Genomic DNA, 17,944 nt, shown 5'->3' with positions numbered 1-17,944 from the left:
CACCTTACTTTCCGATTTCTAGAGCCTTCATCAGCATTCCCTTTGAGGCATTCATCGCTGTGACATTGGCCTCGTATGATCTCGTACTGCTGACAAGGTCAACCATTTCTTTTAATGGATCAACATTTGGCTTTTGCACATATCCTTCAGCGTTTGCATCAGGATTGGTCGGATCATAGGCCAGATTAAAATCAGAGTTATCCTCAGTGATTTTTGTAACCTTTACCCCATTTCCGACATTGCCGCTGCCACTCATTTTAGAATTCAAAATTGATGAGAACGATTCACCTTTTGACTGAAGCGAAACCATTTTCCTTCTGTAAGGCAACCACTCACCGTTTACCTGCTTGGCTCTTGTCGTATCCATATTCGCCAAGTTAGACGATACAACATCCATTCTGAGGCGCTGAGCTGTTAAAGCTGATGCTGAAACATTTAAGCTTTGAAAAGCTGTCATTACTTTCCTCCTGTTAGTACGGTCTTCAGAGAATTGAATTTTCCGTTCATTCTTTCAACTAAAGCTTGATAGTTAATCTGATTTTCTGCTAGTTCCGTCATCTCTTTGTCAACGTCAACGTTATTTCCGTTTTGCTGATAAGATGTATCTCCGCTCGTTACAATTGAATAATTTGAATCAGCATCAGAAAAATCAACATGCCGATAGTCTGTTTTTATAGATTCGAGACGAGAGGATTCTTGATCTAATAAATTTTGGAAAGAGACTTTTTTCGCCTTATAGTTCGGTGTATCTATATTAGCGATATTATTGGTTATGACTTTTTGCTTAATATTCGCTCTGCCCAAGGCATTTTCAAGATTTTGTATCGTTCCAGAAAATAGGCTCAAATCCACTTACCTCCATTTCAGTTTTTTTCACCCTCAATATCCTTGTCGAGATTTGTAAAACCATATGCTTATTGTAAGAAATAACAGGCATAAAGTCTATGAAGTTCGTGTAAAAAAATGTCCTCATATATATCTATTTTACAAATAGGTACATAGTCCTAGATTATTTGAACTACGTTTTTTACATTAATATAAGGCTGAAAATAGCTTAATTTCTGTATTTCCCCATTCATTTATCGTCTTTTTTCTGTTTTTATGAAGAAAATCATCAATTTTATTAACATATTACAGAGAAAGACTTTTCGCCCAGGAAATAAAGCTTATTGATTTCCTTTATTTGAATGCAAAAAAGAACCCCTCTTTTAAGGGGTTCTTCTGTTCATTAATGCGATTTCAGATTTTCTAATTCAATCAGGAATTTGTTGTTCAGCACTTTGATATAAGTACCCTTCATGCCTAATGATCTTGACTCAATTACCCCAGCACTTTCAAGCTTTCTGAGTGCGTTAACAATAACTGAGCGAGTAATGCCGACACGGTCTGCAATCTTACTTGCAACAAGAAGGCCTTCGTTTCCGTCAAGCTCTTCAAAGATGTGTTCAATTGCTTCAAGCTCACTATAAGAAAGAGAGCTGATTGCCATTTGTACGACTGCTTTGCTTCTTGCTTCTTCTTCAATTTCTTCTGCTTTTTCTCTCAGAATTTCCATTCCGACAACTGTAGCGCCGTATTCAGCAAGAATTAAATCATCATCATTAAACTGATCCTGTAAACGTGAAAGAATGAGTGTACCTAATCTTTCTCCGCCTCCGATGATCGGCACAATTGTTGTTAAACCAGCTTGGAACAAGTCTCTGTTTTCAACAGGAAAAGCAGTATACTCACTATTGATATCCAGGTTAGAAGATGTTTCAGGGACGTTGAACAGATTCTTCGTATATTCCTCTGGGAATTGGCGATCCTCAAGCATTTTTTTCATACGGTCATTTTCAATTTGCTGGTTGATAGAGTACCCGAGAAGTTTTCCTCTGCGGCTCACAACGAAAATATTGGAATCAATTACATCCCGAAGCGTTTCCGCCATTTCTTTAAAGTTAACCGGTTTCCCTGCCGCAGCTTGCAGCATGGAGTTAATAATTCTTGTTTTTTGTAATAAAGCCATGATAAATGATCCTCCTAAACATTCCTCTTATTAAATTTTCACAATATAAATTGACTTAAATCTTTGTTTTTAGCTATCGTTCCGAGCTTTTCTTCCACATACTGCGGTGTAATCGTTATTTTCTCCATTGTTACATCCGGGGCTTCAAAAGAAAGATCTTCTAACAGACGTTCGAGTATTGTATGAAGGCGTCTCGCACCGATATTATCTGTTTCCTGATTCACATGATAGGCGACTTCAGCAATCTTATGAATAGCTTCGTCAGAAAATTCAAGAGATATACCTTCTGTCTGTAATAATGCCTGATATTGTTTTAAGAGCGCGTTATCGGGTTCAACTAAGATTCTCACGAAATCGTCAACCGTCAGTTTGCTCAGTTCTACACGAATTGGAAAACGCCCTTGCAGTTCAGGAATCAGATCAGACGGTTTGGCCATATGGAATGCTCCCGCTGCGATAAACAATACATGGTCTGTTTTAACTGAACCGTATTTAGTGACAACGGTAGAACCCTCAACGATTGGGAGAATATCCCGCTGAACACCTTCTCTTGATACATCAGCTGAAGATGACGCGCCACCGTTTTTTGCAATTTTATCAATCTCGTCGATAAAGATAATTCCGCTCTCTTCTGCCCTATGGACAGCTTCCTGGCTGACTTCATCCATATCAATGAGTTTGCTTGCTTCTTCATTCGTCAGGACTTTTCTGGCTTCTCTGACTGTCATTTTACGGCGTTTCTTTTTCTTTGGCATCAATCCGCTCAGTGCATCCTGCATATTCATGCCCATCTGCTCCATACCCGAGCCCTGCAGCATGTCAAACATAGAAGGCTGCTGCTCTTCAACTTCTACAGTAACATAGTGGTCCTCCAGCTCTCCTAATGCCAGCTGATGAGCCATGCGTTTTCTTTTTTCTTCAATGTTTGCTTCTTCCTGGCTTTCCGTTTCATCTTCGCCGTTTGGCTGGCTGCCGCCAAAAAACATTTCAAACGGGTTTTTAACGCCTGATTGTTTTTTCTTCCCTGGGACTAACAGGCGCACAATGCGTTTGTTTGCATTTTCTTCAGCCTGCTCCTTCACTTCGTTGATTTTTTCTTCTTTTATAAGACGTACAGAAGTTTCCACAAGGTCTCTGACCATTGATTCAACGTCTCTGCCTACATAGCCGACTTCTGTAAATTTTGTTGCTTCAATTTTGATAAATGGCGCACCTGAAAGCTTAGCGATTCGTCTGGCAATTTCAGTTTTCCCTACCCCGGTAGGCCCCATCATTAAAATGTTTTTCGGAACGACCTCGTCTTTCAGCTTTTCATCCAGAAGACTTCTTCTATAGCGGTTTCTTAATGCCACGGCGACAGCTTTTTTTGCGTCTTGCTGACCGACGATGTATTGGTCTAACCGATCTACAATCTGTCTTGGTGTTAACGGTGTTTTTTCCATGCGCCTCAAGTCCTTTCTATTCAAGCTCTTCCAGTATGATTTGATCGTTCGTGTATACACAAATTTCGCCCGCTGTTTCCAGCGCAGCTCTAGCAATCTCACTTGCAGTCATGCTGTCACCGGCATGCTTTTTCAGCGCTCTTCCGGCTGCCAAAGCGTAGTTGCCGCCTGATCCAATTGCCAGAATGCCGTCATCCGGTTCGATAACCTCACCAGTTCCCGATACGAGAAGCAAGGTATCTTGATTCATAACGATCAGCATGGCTTCAAGCTTTCTAAGCACTTTGTCGCTTCGCCATTCCTTTGCAAGCTCAACAGCAGCCCGTTTTAAGTTGCCGTTATATTCTTCAAGTTTCGCTTCGAACTTTTCGAATAGAGTGAAAGCGTCTGCAACAGATCCCGCAAATCCTGCGAGAACCTTGCCGTTAAACAGTTTTCTTACTTTTCTCGCAGTATGTTTCATTACAACAGCCTGACCAAATGTAACTTGACCGTCTCCGGACATTGCGCTTCGTCCCTGATGCTGCACTGCAAAGATTGTGGTCGCATGAAAAGATGACATAAAGGGCCTCCTTTAATTTTTCTTAAAAGCTCTTGGATGGTGAGACATATATGTGTTTCTCAGCATTTCCTTCGAAACGTGCGTGTATATCTGTGTCGAAGACAGATTAGAATGCCCGAGCAGTTCTTGAACGCTCCTCAAATCTGCTCCTTCGTTTAACAGATGAGTGGCGAACGTATGTCGAAGCATATGCGGATGGATATGTAAAGTGCCGGACGCTTTTTTGACAAGCCCGCTTAAAATGTGCCTAATGCCTCGGGCTGTAAGCGGTCCGCCTCTTTGATTCACGAATAATAGATCATGAGGTTCTTTTGCTTTTTTCAGCAAGCACTGTCTTCCGCTATTCATATATAACTTCAACGCTTCGCGGGCGTAAGACCCAAAAGGGATATAACGCTGCTTCTTGCCTTTCCCGTGAACAAGCACAGTGTCCATAAATAAATCAAGATCATGAATCGTTATGGAAGAGCATTCACTGACCCTCATTCCGGTGGCATAGAGAAGCTCTAATAGCGCTTGATCCCTCATGCCGGTTGGCTGGCTTATATCTGAAACTTCAAACAGTTCCTCAAGCTCTTTTTGATATAGAAACTTCGGTATCCGTTTCTCTTGTTTCGGCAGATGAACAAGCTGGAACGGATTATCATCAACAAGCTTTTCCCGCATCAGAAATTTGTAAAAACTTCTCAATGCAGAAATTTTTTTACTGATTGTTCTTCTTGATAAACCCTTTTCATAGGCTTCCGTCAAAAAAATTCTAGTATCTTGATATGCAGCTTCTTCAAATCCATTTATACCTTGAACACGCAGGAAAGTCTCGAATTCTTCAATTGAATCCACATAATTCACAATAGTATATTGTGAATAATTTTTTTCAATTTGTAAATATTCAACGAATAAGTTTACGAAATTCTTAACATTCTCCATGCCAAATACCTCCCCAGGAAGGGCTTTTAAATGGTATCACAAATCGTGTTCAAGTTGCAATCAATACCTAAATTGTTTTCGAAATTGTTTGAATTGTCTCGATCGCCCGATTTGCGTACTGTTCATTACGCTCTTTTTTATTTTTAATTTTAACAGGCAATTCTTTTAAAAGCCCAAAGTTTGCGTTCATCGGCTGGAAGTTCTTCTGGTTTGTTGTTGTAATATAGTGAGCCATACTGCCTATTGCTGTTTCCTGAGGAAAAGTGACAAGCTCTTCTCCTAAAACAAGTTTAGCCGCATTAATACCTGCTACAAGTCCAGAAGCAGCAGATTCCACATATCCTTCTACTCCCGTCATTTGTCCTGCGAAGAACAAATCGTTCCGTTTTTTAAATTGGTAAGTCGGCTTTAACAAGCTTGGAGAATTAATGAATGTATTTCTGTGCATAACGCCGTATCTGACGATTTCCACATTTTCAAGTCCGGGAATCAATTTGAGGACTTCCTTTTGGTCTCCCCATTTTAAATGAGTTTGGAATCCTACAATATTATAGAGAGTTCCCGCCGCATCATCCTGTCTAAGCTGAACGACTGCATATGGACGTTTTCCGGTAACAGGATGCTCTAATCCCACTGGCTTCATCGGTCCGAAAAGCATTGTTTTCTTTCCTCGTTTTGCCATTACTTCAATCGGCATGCAGCCTTCAAAGAAAATCTCTTTTTCAAATTCTTTTAACGGCACAGTTTCCGCCGAAGTCAAAGCTTCATGAAATCGGTCAAACTCTTCTTCTGTCATCGGGCAGTTTAGATAAGCCGCTTCTCCTTTGTCATAACGGGACTTCAAATATACTTTATCCATATCAAGGCTGTCTTTCTCTACGATAGGCGCCGCTGCATCATAGAAGTATAAATAGTCTTCTCCAGTAAGCTCTTTTAACTGTGCAGACAATGATTCTGAAGTTAACGGACCAGTTGCGATAATTGTTGGTCCTTCCGGTATTTCTGTTACTTCTTCATTAATAACAGTAACGTTGGGATGGTTTTTCACCCGGTTTGTCACACTTGCCGCAAATTCGTGCCGGTCTACCGCGAGTGCGCCGCCGGCAGGCACTGAGCATTCGTCAGCCGCAGCGATAATTGCTGAATCAAGCGCACGCATTTCTTCTTTTAATACACCTACAGCGTTGGCAAGTGTATTGGAGCGTAAAGAGTTGCTGCATACCAGTTCTGCAAATTTATCAGTATGATGGGCAGGCGTCTGTTTGACTGGGCGCATTTCATATAATTTGACTTGAATCCCCCGTTTGGCAAGCTGCCATGCCGCTTCACTGCCTGCAAGTCCGGCTCCGATTACATTCACTGTTTGTTGGTTCATCTTTCACATCTCCTAGTTTATTATTCATTGTCTTCTTTTAACACACAAAGAAGGTGAGCAAGACCCTGCTCACCGCTACTTCTGTGGTTCTTCCTTATAATCGCATTCCACGCATTGGACTTGTATGCCTTTTTTGAGTTTTTTCTCAACAAGCATTTTTCCGCATTTCGGACATTTTCGTTCAATTGGTTTGTCCCAGGAAACGAATTCACAGTCCGGATAACGGTCACAGCCGTAAAAAATCCGTTTCTTTTTCGATTTTCGCTCAACAATATTTCCTTCTCCGCAGCTCGGGCACTTCACACCAATTTGTTTGACAATCGGCTTTGTATTCCGGCAATCGGGGAAATTGGAGCAAGCTAGGAATTTACCGTATCGGCCCATTTTATACACCATAGGAGAACTGCACAATTCACAATCTTCTCCGGCATATTCAGGCTCAATTTCAACTTCCTTCATTTCTGATTCGGCTTTTTTCACGCGCTTTTCAAAATCGGTATAGAAGTTATCAATAATCTGTACCCATTCTATATTGCCTTCCTCAACATTATCAAGGTCTTTTTCCATTTTTGCCGTAAACTCAACGTTAATGATTTCAGGGAAAAATTCCATGATCAACTCAAGCACGATCTGCCCTAATTCTGTGGGAACAAACCGTTTATTATCCAGACCAACGTACCCGCGCCGCTGAATCGTATCAAGCGTCGGAGCATAAGTGGAAGGACGGCCGATACCTAGTTCTTCAAGCGTTTTAACCAATCGGGCCTCAGTATAGCGCGGAGGCGGCTGGGTAAAATGCTGTTCCGGTTCTATATCCTTAGATAAAACAGTGTCTCCCTCTTGCAGGTCAGGCAGCATCCGGTCTTTTTCTTCCAATTGATCGTCTTTGCCTTCAACATACACTTTCATAAACCCGGAAAACTTGACTTTACTTCCGTTTGCACGAAAAGTCAAACCGTTGTTTGTCAAATCAACACTCATTGTATCTAACACAGCAGATGCCATTTGGCTGGCAACAAAACGCTCCCAAATTAATTTATACAGTCTCAGCTGATCTCTGCCAAGGACTGCTTTTAATTCGCTTGGTTTTCTGAGAACCGACGTCGGGCGGATCGCTTCGTGGGCATCCTGAGCATTTTCATTCTTTTTAGCGGGCTTTCTTTTGCCGCCTAAGTACTCTTTTCCGTACGTTTGATCAATAAACGCTGCCGCTTCATCAACTGCTGTATTGGAAATACGGGTTGAATCCGTTCTCATATACGTGATCAGACCGACAGTTCCTTCTTTTCCTAGATCAATTCCTTCATATAATTGCTGCGCAATCATCATCGTTTTCTTCGCTCTGAAATTGAGCTTGCGCGCTGCTTCCTGCTGAAGGGTTGAAGTTGTAAAAGGCAAGGCCGGATTGCGTTTCCGTTCCTTTTTAGTTACTTTTTCAACTGTATACTTATTGCCTTTGAGCTGAGAAAGTATGTCTTTTACATCCGCTTCGCTCTTTAAAGGAAGTTTTTTTCCGTTTTTACCGAAAAAGCTCGCTTCAAACGTCTCCTGTCCTTTTAAGAACGTGCCGTCTATTGTCCAATATTCCTCTGGCTTAAAGTCGTTAATTTCCTTTTCACGATCAATAATTAAACGGAGGGCAACAGATTGAACACGGCCAGCGCTGAGCCCTTTTTTAACTTTTTTCCAAAGAATTGGGCTGATTTTATATCCGACGAGCCTGTCTAATATACGTCTCGCCTGCTGTGCATCCACCAAATCCATATTGATCATGCGTGGATGCTTAAATGATTCTTTAATTGCGTCTTTCGTAATTTCGTTAAACACAACACGGCAGTCTGAATTAAGATCCAGGTCAAGGCTGTGGGCCAAGTGCCATGCAATCGCTTCCCCTTCTCTGTCGGGGTCGGCTGCGAGATAAACTTTTTTCGCTTTTTTGGCAGCCGTTTTCAGCTCTTTTAATACCGGACCTTTACCTCGAATGGTTATATATTTCGGTTCGAAATTTTGTTCTATGTCAACTCCCATTTGACTTTTTGGAAGATCCCGGACATGTCCCATTGATGCTTTCACTTTATATTTTTTACCTAAGTAACGTTCAATCGTTTTCGCCTTAGCGGGCGATTCCACGATGACTAGATAATCAGACATTTTCATCCCCCTCAAGAGGTGTTCTCTCTCTTCAAGTATTTCAAATTTTATTTTATATTTGCAGCTGTCTTTATTTGGCTTTCAACATTTCATTCTTTATGATGAACGTCATTATTTAAATAGAAAACAATATGCAACTTTAAATCCTCACTATTATTAAATATTACAATGCTGTTTGTCAAACGATAATTCAAAAGGGTTCCGTATATTGAACGTTTCTCTCAGGAAGCTCTGCATAAATATCCTCTGCTGACCATATGGCTTTAGCCCCCTCTTGGATCAATTTTATAGGACCTCCGGCGTAAGGATCAAATACAGAACCAGGTACGGCAAATACTTCTCTCCCTTGTTCCAGCGCTTGATATGCGGTAATCAAAGAACCGCTTTTCTCTTTACCCTGCACAACAATAATGCCCTCACTTAACCCGCTGATAATACGGTTTCTCATAGGGAAATGCCATTTTTGGGGTTTGGTTTCAGGTGGATGCTCTGACAGAAGAAGATGGTGTTTAGCCATGTATTCTGCTAATTGAAGATTTTCTCGAGGATAAATGTTCTGAAATCCGCCTGCGATGACTCCGATTGTACGCCCCTTCGCCTTAATACTTGCCGCATGGGACAATCCGTCAATCCCAGACGCCAGCCCGCTGACAATCACCCACTTTTTATGGCAAAGCTCTATTGTAAGATGATTGACAACCTGGATTCCATAGGCTGTCGGATGCCGCGTACCTACAATTCCTATTTTACGCCCTTGAGAAAGAAGGGATATATCACCTTTTGCAAACAGCACAGGAGGCGGATCATAAATGGTTTTCAGCCAGAATGGATATTGATCTGAGGATATTGGGATGACTTCAATGCCTTGCTGATGGTATACAGAGAGTAAATGCTGAAGTTTGGGATATTGTTCTTCTATTTTATTTTTTAATGCCGCAGTCTTTACTTTGCCATGTGAAGCGGTTTCTAATGCGCATGAAGGATTTGACAGTGACATTGACGGATCAGCTTTCCACCATTTTAATAGAAGAGATGGGGATAATAATTGATTGATTCTGCAAGTGATTAAACAGGCAGCGGCCTGATCCAATATGAGGACCTCCTTTTGACAGCAAAAGCAGGAACAGCCAAGATGGCTGTCCCTTCTCTATTAATGTGTTTTGCACGTTTCAAATAAATTCTTCTCTTTCAACACTTTAATTAATGTTTCTCCCATGACAGAAGGTGTCTCTGCAACTTCGATTCCGCATTCGTTAAGTGTTTTGATTTTTTCATCAGCAGTGCCTTTTCCGCCGGAAATGATGGCGCCTGCATGTCCCATGCGCTTCCCTGGAGGTGCTGTTTTACCGCCAATGAATCCGACTACCGGTTTTGTCATGTTGGCTTTTACCCACTCAGCAGCTTCCTCTTCAGCTGTACCGCCGATTTCGCCGATCATGATGACAGCGTGTGTATCAGGATCTTCGTTAAACGCTTTTAAAACGTCAATGAAGTTGGTTCCATTTACAGGATCGCCGCCGATCCCAACGGCTGTAGACTGTCCTACACCCGCTTCTGACAGCTGATGCACTGCTTCGTATGTTAATGTTCCTGAACGCGATACAACGCCTACATGACCCTTTTTATGGATATATCCGGGCATAATGCCGATTTTACATTCTTCAGGCGTGATGACGCCAGGGCAGTTCGGTCCTATTAATCTCGTTTTCTTGCCTTCCATGAAACGTTTCACTTTTACCATGTCTAGAACCGGGATATGCTCTGTGATGCAAATGACCAGATCAAGCTCCGCATCTACCGCTTCCATAATAGCATCAGCCGCAAAAGGTGCCGGAACGTAGATAACAGACGCATTTGCGCCAGTCGTATGAACTGCATCAGCCACTGTATTAAATACAGGTACCCCTTCCACTTCTGTTCCACCTTTCCCAGGTGTCACACCGCCCACGATATTTGTGCCGTATTCAAGCATCTGCTTCGTATGGAATAAAGCGGTAGAACCTGTAATCCCTTGTACAATAACTCTTGTATCTTTATTGATAAAAACACTCATTATTTGGTCCCCTGCCTTTCATTCTTTCCTATACTAAAGATACGATTTTCTGCGCGCCGTCAGCCATGGATTCCGCAGATGTAATATTTAATCCTGATTCACTAAGGATTTTCTTCCCTAGATCCACGTTTGTTCCTTCAAGACGGACGACAAGCGGCAATGTTAAACCGACTTGTCTTGTCGCTTCAACAACCCCTTCTGCGATAACATCACATTTCATAATGCCGCCGAAAATGTTGACGAAAATCCCTTTAACATTTTGGTCAGAAAGAATGATTTTAAATGCTTCCGTGACTTTTTCTGCGGTTGCGCCGCCCCCCACATCAAGGAAGTTGGCCGGCTCTCCTCCATAATGTTTAATGATATCCATCGTGGACATCGCAAGCCCTGCGCCGTTTACCATGCATCCGATATTTCCATCAAGGGAAATGTAGCTCAGATCGTATTTAGACGCTTCAATTTCTTTTGGATCTTCTTCATCCAAATCTCTATATTCCATAATATCTTTTTGTCTGTATAATGCATTGCTGTCAAAATTTAATTTCGCATCAAGTGCCATCACATTCCCGTCTCCTGTTACAACGAGAGGGTTGATTTCGGCAATTGAGCAGTCTTTCTCCACAAACGCTTTGTATAGTCCAAGCATAAATTTAGCAGCTTTCCCAACAAGCTCTTTTGGAATATTAATAGCGAATGCAATTTCTCTGGCTTGATAGCCTTGGAGGCCAACAGCCGGATCAATGACAGCCTTTTTGATTTTTTCCGGTGTTTTCTCTGCTACTTCTTCAATTTCTGTTCCGCCTTCTTCAGAGGCCATCAGAACAATTCTTGAAGTGGCACGGTCAAGCACTAATCCCACATAGTATTCCTTTTTAATATCGCAGCCTTCTTCAATAAGTAAGCGTTTTATTACTTGTCCGTCCGGACCCGTCTGATGCGTAACAAGGGTCTTACCTAAAAGTTCTTCAGCATACGCTCTTACTTCTTCTAATGATTTTGCTATTTTTACCCCACCAGCTTTGCCTCGACCGCCAGCATGAATTTGAGCCTTTACGACATAAACCGAGCTGGATAAGCTCTTTGCTTTTTCAACTGCTTCTTCTGCTGTAAAAGCCACTTTACCTTCAGGAACAGATACCCCATATTTTCTGAGGACTTCTTTTCCCTGGTACTCATGGATATTCATTTCCCATCCTCCTAACTTATGTAACAAAACTAAAAATAGACTGCGCTTTCATTCTATATAATACTGGAAGAATTGTCTAGAGTTCGATGCAAAATCTTAAAATCCTTCTAAACATTCAAACTTTTATTTTATTAAAAACATAAATTTCAAGCGGAGAATGGGGAATATTTCGGCTATTTTTTATTTTTTACACTTTCGTCCAATCTGTAAATGAAAGAAAAAATCTCGGCTACCGTTTCATAAAGAGCTTCCGGGATCTGGTCATCCACAGTCAAATGGCGCATTAATTCGACAAGGGTCCGATCTTCTTGGATCGGGACCCCCGCCTTTTTAGCTTCTTTGATAATGTTGTCAGCAACATAGCCCTTTCCGGTTGCAATTACTCTTGGCGCCTTATCTTTTTTTTCATCATAATGGAGAGCTACGGCTTTCCTTAAAGGCGTTTGCTCGTTCATATTTTCACATCCACTTCCTGATCACTGATGCTTGTTATGTATTGATCAATTGTAGCCATTTCATCAGATCGAAGGCGCTTTTTAGCGTTAACTCCTGAAAGACTGTAGCCCATTTCTTTGAGCGATTGCTTGAGGGTGGGCACCATTGGATCGATGGCAGGCTGAAGCTCAAAATCCGTCTCAATTGTAATCGTCATGACTTGCTGCTGTATCAGGCAGTCAACAACCGTTTCTTTTAACGTATCCAATTGCAGTAAAAACAGGAGCCGGCAATGGGAAGGATCGAGCTTTCCATCCGCTTCTTTTTTTCCTTTAAAAAGAACAGTCATGTCCTGAACCCCCGATTTTGAAAACATCGGAAATGACATCACAATTTGGCTGTATGAAGGATGATCCTGCTGCATGAGAAGCTGACCGTTCAATTTATGAAAGAGCTGATCCGCTTCCTGTTTGACAGGTTCCGCTAACTCATGTGACGCTCTGGCGGCATGCAGAGCCATCTTGACTGATTGAATATCATCAGGCAGCACTGCGGTGCCTTGTTCAAACGCTTTAATAAATGCAAGCTCATCTCGCGCGCCTATTGCCATTTTTACTTTGGATAAAAAGGAAAGAACATCTACCTTATCCGTTAAATTAGGAGCTGTCTGCTGAACAGCCTTTAAAAATACATCGGCTTCTTGATCCGTGACTCGTGCGGCCTGCAAAACAGATGCTGCTGCCTCGGGCTTATTTTGATTAGAGGAAACAACAGCCTTTATCCAATTCGCTGCTTCTTTTACGATTGAATTGCCGTTTTTATCCGCAGCTTCCGTCAGTTTGGCCAGCAGCCTTCCTGCTTCTTTCATTGGAATGTCTGAGACAGTTTTAGCAGCACCGTCTCGTATGTTTCGCTGCTGCTCCTGCGGGTTTACAGGTGCCCGGTTTGCCTTTCCTGCGGAGCCGTCTGCTGCACTAAGCTCCCGGTTTCCGGCAGTACTGACTGAAGAGGCAGATCTGGTATTATCTGTTAACGAGAAAAGCTTCTCGATAAGACGTTCTGCATGGACATCTGTTTCGCTATTAAATAGTGCTGTAAGGGCTTCTCTTAGCTTTGTCAGCGCCTGGCTCGGCTGAGGATTTTCATGAATAGCCTGAATCAGCTGAGATAAGCGCTGATGGAGCGGTACAGGCGATTTGACAGCATGAACTCCGCTCAAAACATCGGGATGAACGGGGAGATCCCGCTTTAAGGCAAATAAAACTGTTTCAATGGCTTTTTTTGTGTCTGACTCAGGCAGCGTGTCCATCCAGCGGACAGCTGTCTTGATATCATTTTCTGTGATGGGTGTTTTGCTTTTCAGCATTGCGCCTGCCATCATAAGGGAGGCGTTTGACGGCTTCACTGAAATAGCGTTCAGAAGCTTGCCCGCTGCATCCTGAATTGTTTTGGGATTTTGGTCAAAGCTTTGAACGACCTGGAGACGGCCTGTCTGTTCCGCTGGTTTTTTTTCGTAGGAAAACCAGTAATACGCCTGAGGACGAAGCTGGGTTTCAAGTTTGCCTTGAATCGTTTGATTCCCTACTTGGATCAGTACATGCTGGTCCCCTAATAAACGAAGTACTTTTCCTAAAAGGAGACGCTTTACGGCATTTGATTCGTCGGTTGTATGTGATGTTTCCTGCGGAGCTGCAGTGTTACCAAAAAGGTTTTTGAGCGCCTGCTGTACATCATTTCGTATGTTCATTTCAAAAAGGTGCCTCCTTGTTCATTAGATTATCTGTAAGATTGAACAGGAGCGAAAGTTTTCCGGTGCAAATCGGTCGGTCCGTAGGCTGCGAGCGCTTCAAGATGCTCTTTTGTTCCATAGCCTTTATTTTTTTCAAAGCCGTACTGCGGATACTTTTCTGCATATGCGCTCATCATCCGGTCCCTCGTCACTTTCGCAATACACGCACCTGCAGCGATAGATACGCTTTTGGCATCGCCTTTTATAATTGAAGACTGAGACGTATCGAGCGGCAGTGTCATCGCGTCAACGAGCAAATAATCGGGTGTATCGGACAAATCGCGGATTGCTTCGACCATTGCCAATTTTGAGGCTTCATAAATATTGATCTCATCAATAACAGCTGCTTCTACAATTCCTATACCGACTGCCACAGCTTCTTTCATAATGAGATCGTAATATTCCTCACGCTTCTTTTCTGTAAGCTTTTTTGAGTCTGTGAGTCCAAGTATTTCGCATTCCTCAGGAAGGATGACTGCGCTGGCGACAACCGGTCCTGCCAATGGGCCCCGGCCTACTTCGTCTACTCCTGCAATAAAACGAAACCCCTTGTTTCTCGCAAGCCGTTCATAGGAGGTCATATTCATCCACTGTTCTTTTAGCGCTTTTTCCTTCGCATGCTTTTTCAGCCATTGCTCTACAAGCGCTTGTACGCTTTTTCTCGGATCATTTTCACACTGGACAAGAAATGGGTCCTGGTCATCTCTTACCCCTTGCAGACGGTCTCTAATGTCTTTTACGGTTAATGTATTCACTTTCTCTTCTCCCTTACTGTATGTATCGGTCGGGTCAGGAAAAAATAAAGACCCGCATTTCTGCGGGTCTTTACATCGTCGGCTGTTCGAATGACAGCCTCCCGAACTTTTCTGTGCGGATATCACGAATAATCACTTCAGTCGTTTTATCGTAGTTAATAAGCCCCCCGCTCATGAGGCAGCCGCGTTTTTCACCTATCGCATCAAACAGCTCCGCGATGTCTTCGGGTATCTCATCGAGCCCGTAGCGCTCTTTAAGCCGTTCAGGATAATGTTCTTCGAGAAAACGGAGGCCAAACACGGCTACATCCTGTAGATTGATAATCGAGTCTTTAATAGCCCCCGTGACTGCCAGCCTCAACCCGACAAGCTCGTCCTCAAATTTAGGCCATAGAATCCCCGGAGTGTCTAAAAGCTCTAATTCTTTTCCGACTTTGACCCATTGCTGAGATGTTGTGATACCCGGTCTGTCTCCGGTTTTCGCAATATTTTTCTTTGCCAGCCGGTTGATAAGCGTTGATTTTCCGACGTTCGGAATGCCGATGATCAGCGCCCGGATCGCCCTTGGCTTCACACCTTTTGCCCTCATCCGGTCAAATTTCTCCTGCAGGATATCTTTTGAAGCCGGAACGATTTGATTTAATCCTTGGCCGTTTACAGAATTAATGGACAGAGAGCGGATTCCTTGGTTCTCAAAGTGCTCTTTCCACTGCTGTGTAACTGCCGCATCTGCTTTGTCAGCTTTATTTAACAGCATAATCCTTGGCTTATTTTTTAAGATGTCTTCAATCATTGGGTTTCTTGAGGACATCGGAATTCTGGCATCTACCAATTCATATACGATATCGATTAATTTTAATTTTTCGGTTACTTCCCGTCTTGCCTTTGCCATATGGCCAGGGAACCACTGGATTGTCATGTGACACGAACACCGCCTTTATCTTCTGAGTGTGCAAGATTCTTAGTTGTTCTTTATGTATTTTACGATGCCTGACCGGCATTTTCAAATTCTATATAAAAAAAGAGCTTGTTACTGGTAACAAGCTCTTTTCGTTCGTTATCATTATCGTCTGATTTCTTTAATACGAGCCGCTTTTCCGCGAAGTTCACGTAGGTAGTAAAGCTTAGCACGGCGTACTTTACCGTAACGTACAACTTCGATTTTCGCGATTTTTGGTGTGTGTACAGGGAAAGTACGTTCAACGCCAACACCGTAAGAAATCTTACGAACTGTGAACGTTTCGCTGATTCCACCACCACGACGCTTAATCACAACACCTTCAAAAATCTGGATACGCTCACGGTTACCCTCAACAACTTTTACGTGTACACGTAAAGTGTCACCAGGACGGAACGTAGGAAGATCAGTACGAAGCTGTTCTTTTGTGATATCTTCAATTAGTTTTTGCATCGTTTTCAACTCCTTCCAACAGATGCTCTTGGCCACAAAACCCGGCACAGCGGAACATCGTTTTCAAGCTTTCAACGGATAAGCCCGCTCAAGCCACAAGTAGTATCTTATCACAATTTCATAGCCTATGCAATAAAATCTATTCTTTTTCCCATTCAGAAATCCATTTTCTTTCTTGCTCTGTAAGCGGATAGTCTTTCAGGAGATCCGGGCGTCTTAAATAGGTTCTTCTGATCGATTCTTTATTCCGCCATTCTTTGATTTTAGCATGGTTTCCTGATAGAAGTGTTTCAGGCACTTTTAAACCTTTATAATCTGCCGGTCTTGTATAATGCGGATGCTCCAAGAGCCCCGTACTAAACGAATCCTCTATGTGGGAAGCCTCTTTGCCAAGCACTCCCGGAAGCAGCCTGACAACACTGTCAGCAATCATCATCGCAGGCAGCTCACCGCCTGTCAGAACGAAGTCGCCAATTGATATTTCATCGGTCACCAAATGCTCACGGATTCGCTCATCATAGCCTTCATAATGGCCGCAGATAAACAGCAAATGCTCTTCCTTTGCCAATTCCTCGGCTTTTTTTTGAGTGAAACGCTCACCTTGCGGGCAGACGAGGATAACGCGCGGCGGACTGTCTGCTTTTGAGGTCAGGTCCTCAACCGCGTCAAAAACAGGCTGAGGCTTCAGCACCATACCTGCTCCGCCTCCGTAAGGATAATCATCCACTGTATTATGCTTGTTATCAGAATACTCCCGGAAATTGACGATCTGGAACTGCACTGCTTCTTTTTCTTGGGCTTTTTGAAGAATGGATGAACCGAGCACCCCTTCAAACATGTCAGGAAACAGCGTCAAAAAATCGATTTTCATTCGTCTATTAATCCTTCCATGAGTTGAATCTCAATTTTCTTTTCGCTGACATCAATCTGTTTGACGACTGATTCAATGTAAGGAATCAGCGCGTCTTTTTTTCCTTTACGCTCGATTACCCATACATCATTGGCTCCCGGTGTTAAAATTTCTTTCACCTTTCCGATCAGTTCGCCTTCTTCAGTAAAAACTTCACAGCCGATAATTTCGTGGAAATAAAATTCTCCCTCATTCAACTCACCCAAATCCTCTTCCGGAACTTTGATGATGGCGTTTTTCAGTTCCTCTACTTCATTCAGGCTTTGTCTTTCTTTAAACTGCAGCAGATGAAATTGCTTATGCAGCCTGTACGTGTTTACCGTTACCTCTATCGGTTCTTGGCGTCCGTCCATAAACAAATACAGCGTGTTGCCCGGCTTGTACCGTTCTTCGGCAAAATCCGTTTTTGAAATGACCCGCACCTCGCCTTTAATTCCGTGGGTATTTACAATTTTACCGACATTAAACCATCGCTTTGTCATATGATCACCTCTGGCGAATTTCAATTACTATTCCGTCTTTTATGACGATGGTGTTTGCTGCTGTTTTCTCATGCCAGTCATCCCCGACTTTAATGGTCAGCAGCGCATCGATTTCCTTTTCTTTCATTTCACTGCCAAGCGGTAATGTATGTACTTGGGTAATTTGAAAATCGATCATTTTCATATTATCTTTTCGTTTTTCTATTGCCTTTTTAAATTGCTCAATTACATCTGGGTTCTGCTGTTCTTTTTCATGTTTTCTAAGCTGAAAATAGAGCTGGCTGCATTCTCGTTCAAGCATTTGCTTCTTTTCTGTGAAAGTAGATAACAGCTTTTCTTTGCTGTGCTCGGTTAAGACTTGCATAACGGCTACACGGTGAATAATTTGCATCGCACCAAGCTCCCTGCTTTTAAAACTTTTTCAAGACCAGACGTTTCTATCTTGTCTTATCTTCTAT

The 17,944-nt window shown here is 42.6% G+C and carries 19 protein-coding genes; all 19 read right to left on the bottom strand.

Going from position 1 to position 17,944, the window contains the following annotated elements; translation table 11 throughout:
* Positions 1-4: 4 nt before the first annotated feature.
* The 19 genes from flgC to NSU16_RS08605 all read right to left on the bottom strand — a co-directional run bounded on the left by flgC (position 5) and on the right by NSU16_RS08605 (position 17,877).
* Positions 5-457 (bottom strand): flagellar basal body rod protein FlgC, encoded by a 453-nt coding sequence (gene flgC / locus NSU16_RS08695; protein ID WP_326330690.1) that lies wholly within the window; start codon positions 455-457, stop codon positions 5-7.
* The gene (flgB, locus tag NSU16_RS08690; RefSeq protein WP_010334244.1) at positions 457-846 is read right to left on the bottom strand and encodes a flagellar basal body rod protein FlgB; all 390 of its coding nucleotides are present in this window, start codon (positions 844-846) and stop codon (positions 457-459) included. The genes flgC and flgB overlap by 1 nt, the downstream gene beginning before the upstream one ends.
* A 382-nt stretch (positions 847-1,228) precedes the next feature.
* Positions 1,229-2,008 carry a GTP-sensing pleiotropic transcriptional regulator CodY gene (gene codY, locus NSU16_RS08685; protein WP_003220850.1) on the bottom strand — a complete coding sequence of 260 codons (780 nt, stop codon included), beginning with the start codon at positions 2,006-2,008 and terminating at the stop codon, positions 1,229-1,231.
* Between the two features lie 38 nt (positions 2,009-2,046).
* A complete protein-coding gene (gene hslU, locus NSU16_RS08680; RefSeq protein WP_256203217.1) occupies positions 2,047-3,459 on the bottom strand; it encodes an HslU--HslV peptidase ATPase subunit in 1,413 nt (470 codons plus the stop codon).
* Between the two features lie 7 nt (positions 3,460-3,466).
* Positions 3,467-4,012 (bottom strand): ATP-dependent protease subunit ClpQ, encoded by a 546-nt coding sequence (gene clpQ / locus NSU16_RS08675; protein ID WP_010334241.1) that lies wholly within the window; start codon positions 4,010-4,012, stop codon positions 3,467-3,469.
* 12 nt (positions 4,013-4,024) lie between these two features.
* Positions 4,025-4,939, bottom strand: coding sequence for a tyrosine recombinase XerC (xerC, locus tag NSU16_RS08670; protein ID WP_229150057.1), 915 nt, complete (start codon positions 4,937-4,939; stop codon positions 4,025-4,027).
* Positions 4,940-5,006: 67 nt separating this feature from the next.
* Positions 5,007-6,314, bottom strand: a complete 1,308-nt coding sequence (gene trmFO / locus NSU16_RS08665; RefSeq protein ID WP_268450369.1) for an FADH(2)-oxidizing methylenetetrahydrofolate--tRNA-(uracil(54)-C(5))-methyltransferase TrmFO — start codon at positions 6,312-6,314, stop codon at positions 5,007-5,009.
* Positions 6,315-6,389: 75 nt separating this feature from the next.
* Positions 6,390-8,465, bottom strand: a complete 2,076-nt coding sequence (gene topA / locus NSU16_RS08660; RefSeq protein ID WP_029441257.1) for a type I DNA topoisomerase — start codon at positions 8,463-8,465, stop codon at positions 6,390-6,392.
* A 190-nt stretch (positions 8,466-8,655) separates the two neighbouring features.
* Positions 8,656-9,555 (bottom strand): DNA-processing protein DprA, encoded by a 900-nt coding sequence (dprA, locus tag NSU16_RS08655; protein WP_268450366.1) that lies wholly within the window; start codon positions 9,553-9,555, stop codon positions 8,656-8,658.
* 60 nt (positions 9,556-9,615) lie between these two features.
* The gene (sucD, locus tag NSU16_RS08650) at positions 9,616-10,518 is read right to left on the bottom strand and encodes a succinate--CoA ligase subunit alpha (protein WP_010334236.1); all 903 of its coding nucleotides are present in this window, start codon (positions 10,516-10,518) and stop codon (positions 9,616-9,618) included.
* Between the two features lie 28 nt (positions 10,519-10,546).
* On the bottom strand, positions 10,547-11,704 hold the full coding sequence (gene sucC, locus NSU16_RS08645; RefSeq protein ID WP_010334235.1) for an ADP-forming succinate--CoA ligase subunit beta: 1,158 nt from the start codon (positions 11,702-11,704) through the stop codon (positions 10,547-10,549).
* A gap of 173 nt (positions 11,705-11,877) precedes the next feature.
* Entirely contained in the window at positions 11,878-12,159 is a 282-nt protein-coding gene (locus NSU16_RS08640; RefSeq protein ID WP_010334234.1) for a FlhB-like flagellar biosynthesis protein, read from the bottom strand.
* On the bottom strand, positions 12,156-13,886 hold the full coding sequence (locus NSU16_RS08635; protein ID WP_339192518.1) for a hypothetical protein: 1,731 nt from the start codon (positions 13,884-13,886) through the stop codon (positions 12,156-12,158). Before NSU16_RS08635 ends, NSU16_RS08640 begins: the two co-directional genes overlap by 4 nt.
* Positions 13,887-13,915: 29 nt before the next feature.
* Positions 13,916-14,683 (bottom strand): ribonuclease HII, encoded by a 768-nt coding sequence (locus NSU16_RS08630; protein ID WP_326332903.1) that lies wholly within the window; start codon positions 14,681-14,683, stop codon positions 13,916-13,918.
* 70 nt (positions 14,684-14,753) lie between these two features.
* Positions 14,754-15,602, bottom strand: coding sequence for a ribosome biogenesis GTPase YlqF (ylqF, locus tag NSU16_RS08625; RefSeq protein ID WP_010334231.1), 849 nt, complete (start codon positions 15,600-15,602; stop codon positions 14,754-14,756).
* 144 nt (positions 15,603-15,746) lie between these two features.
* Positions 15,747-16,094: a 50S ribosomal protein L19 gene (gene rplS / locus NSU16_RS08620; protein ID WP_010334229.1), complete on the bottom strand. Its 348-nt coding sequence runs from the start codon at positions 16,092-16,094 to the stop codon at positions 15,747-15,749.
* A 139-nt stretch (positions 16,095-16,233) separates the two neighbouring features.
* Positions 16,234-16,965: a tRNA (guanosine(37)-N1)-methyltransferase TrmD gene (gene trmD / locus NSU16_RS08615; RefSeq protein WP_010334228.1), complete on the bottom strand. Its 732-nt coding sequence runs from the start codon at positions 16,963-16,965 to the stop codon at positions 16,234-16,236.
* Positions 16,962-17,486 (bottom strand): ribosome maturation factor RimM, encoded by a 525-nt coding sequence (gene rimM / locus NSU16_RS08610; RefSeq protein ID WP_010334227.1) that lies wholly within the window; start codon positions 17,484-17,486, stop codon positions 16,962-16,964. The genes trmD and rimM overlap by 4 nt, the downstream gene beginning before the upstream one ends.
* A 4-nt stretch (positions 17,487-17,490) precedes the next feature.
* Positions 17,491-17,877 (bottom strand): YlqD family protein, encoded by a 387-nt coding sequence (locus tag NSU16_RS08605; RefSeq protein ID WP_339192517.1) that lies wholly within the window; start codon positions 17,875-17,877, stop codon positions 17,491-17,493.
* Positions 17,878-17,944 lie beyond the last annotated feature (67 nt).

It is taken from the genome of Bacillus sp. FSL K6-1003 (assembly GCF_037964945.1).
In the GTDB taxonomy this organism is placed as follows: domain Bacteria; phylum Bacillota; class Bacilli; order Bacillales; family Bacillaceae; genus Bacillus; species Bacillus mojavensis.
The sequence above is the reverse complement of the archived record's forward strand: the minus strand, read 5'-3'. Positions and strand labels throughout refer to the sequence as shown.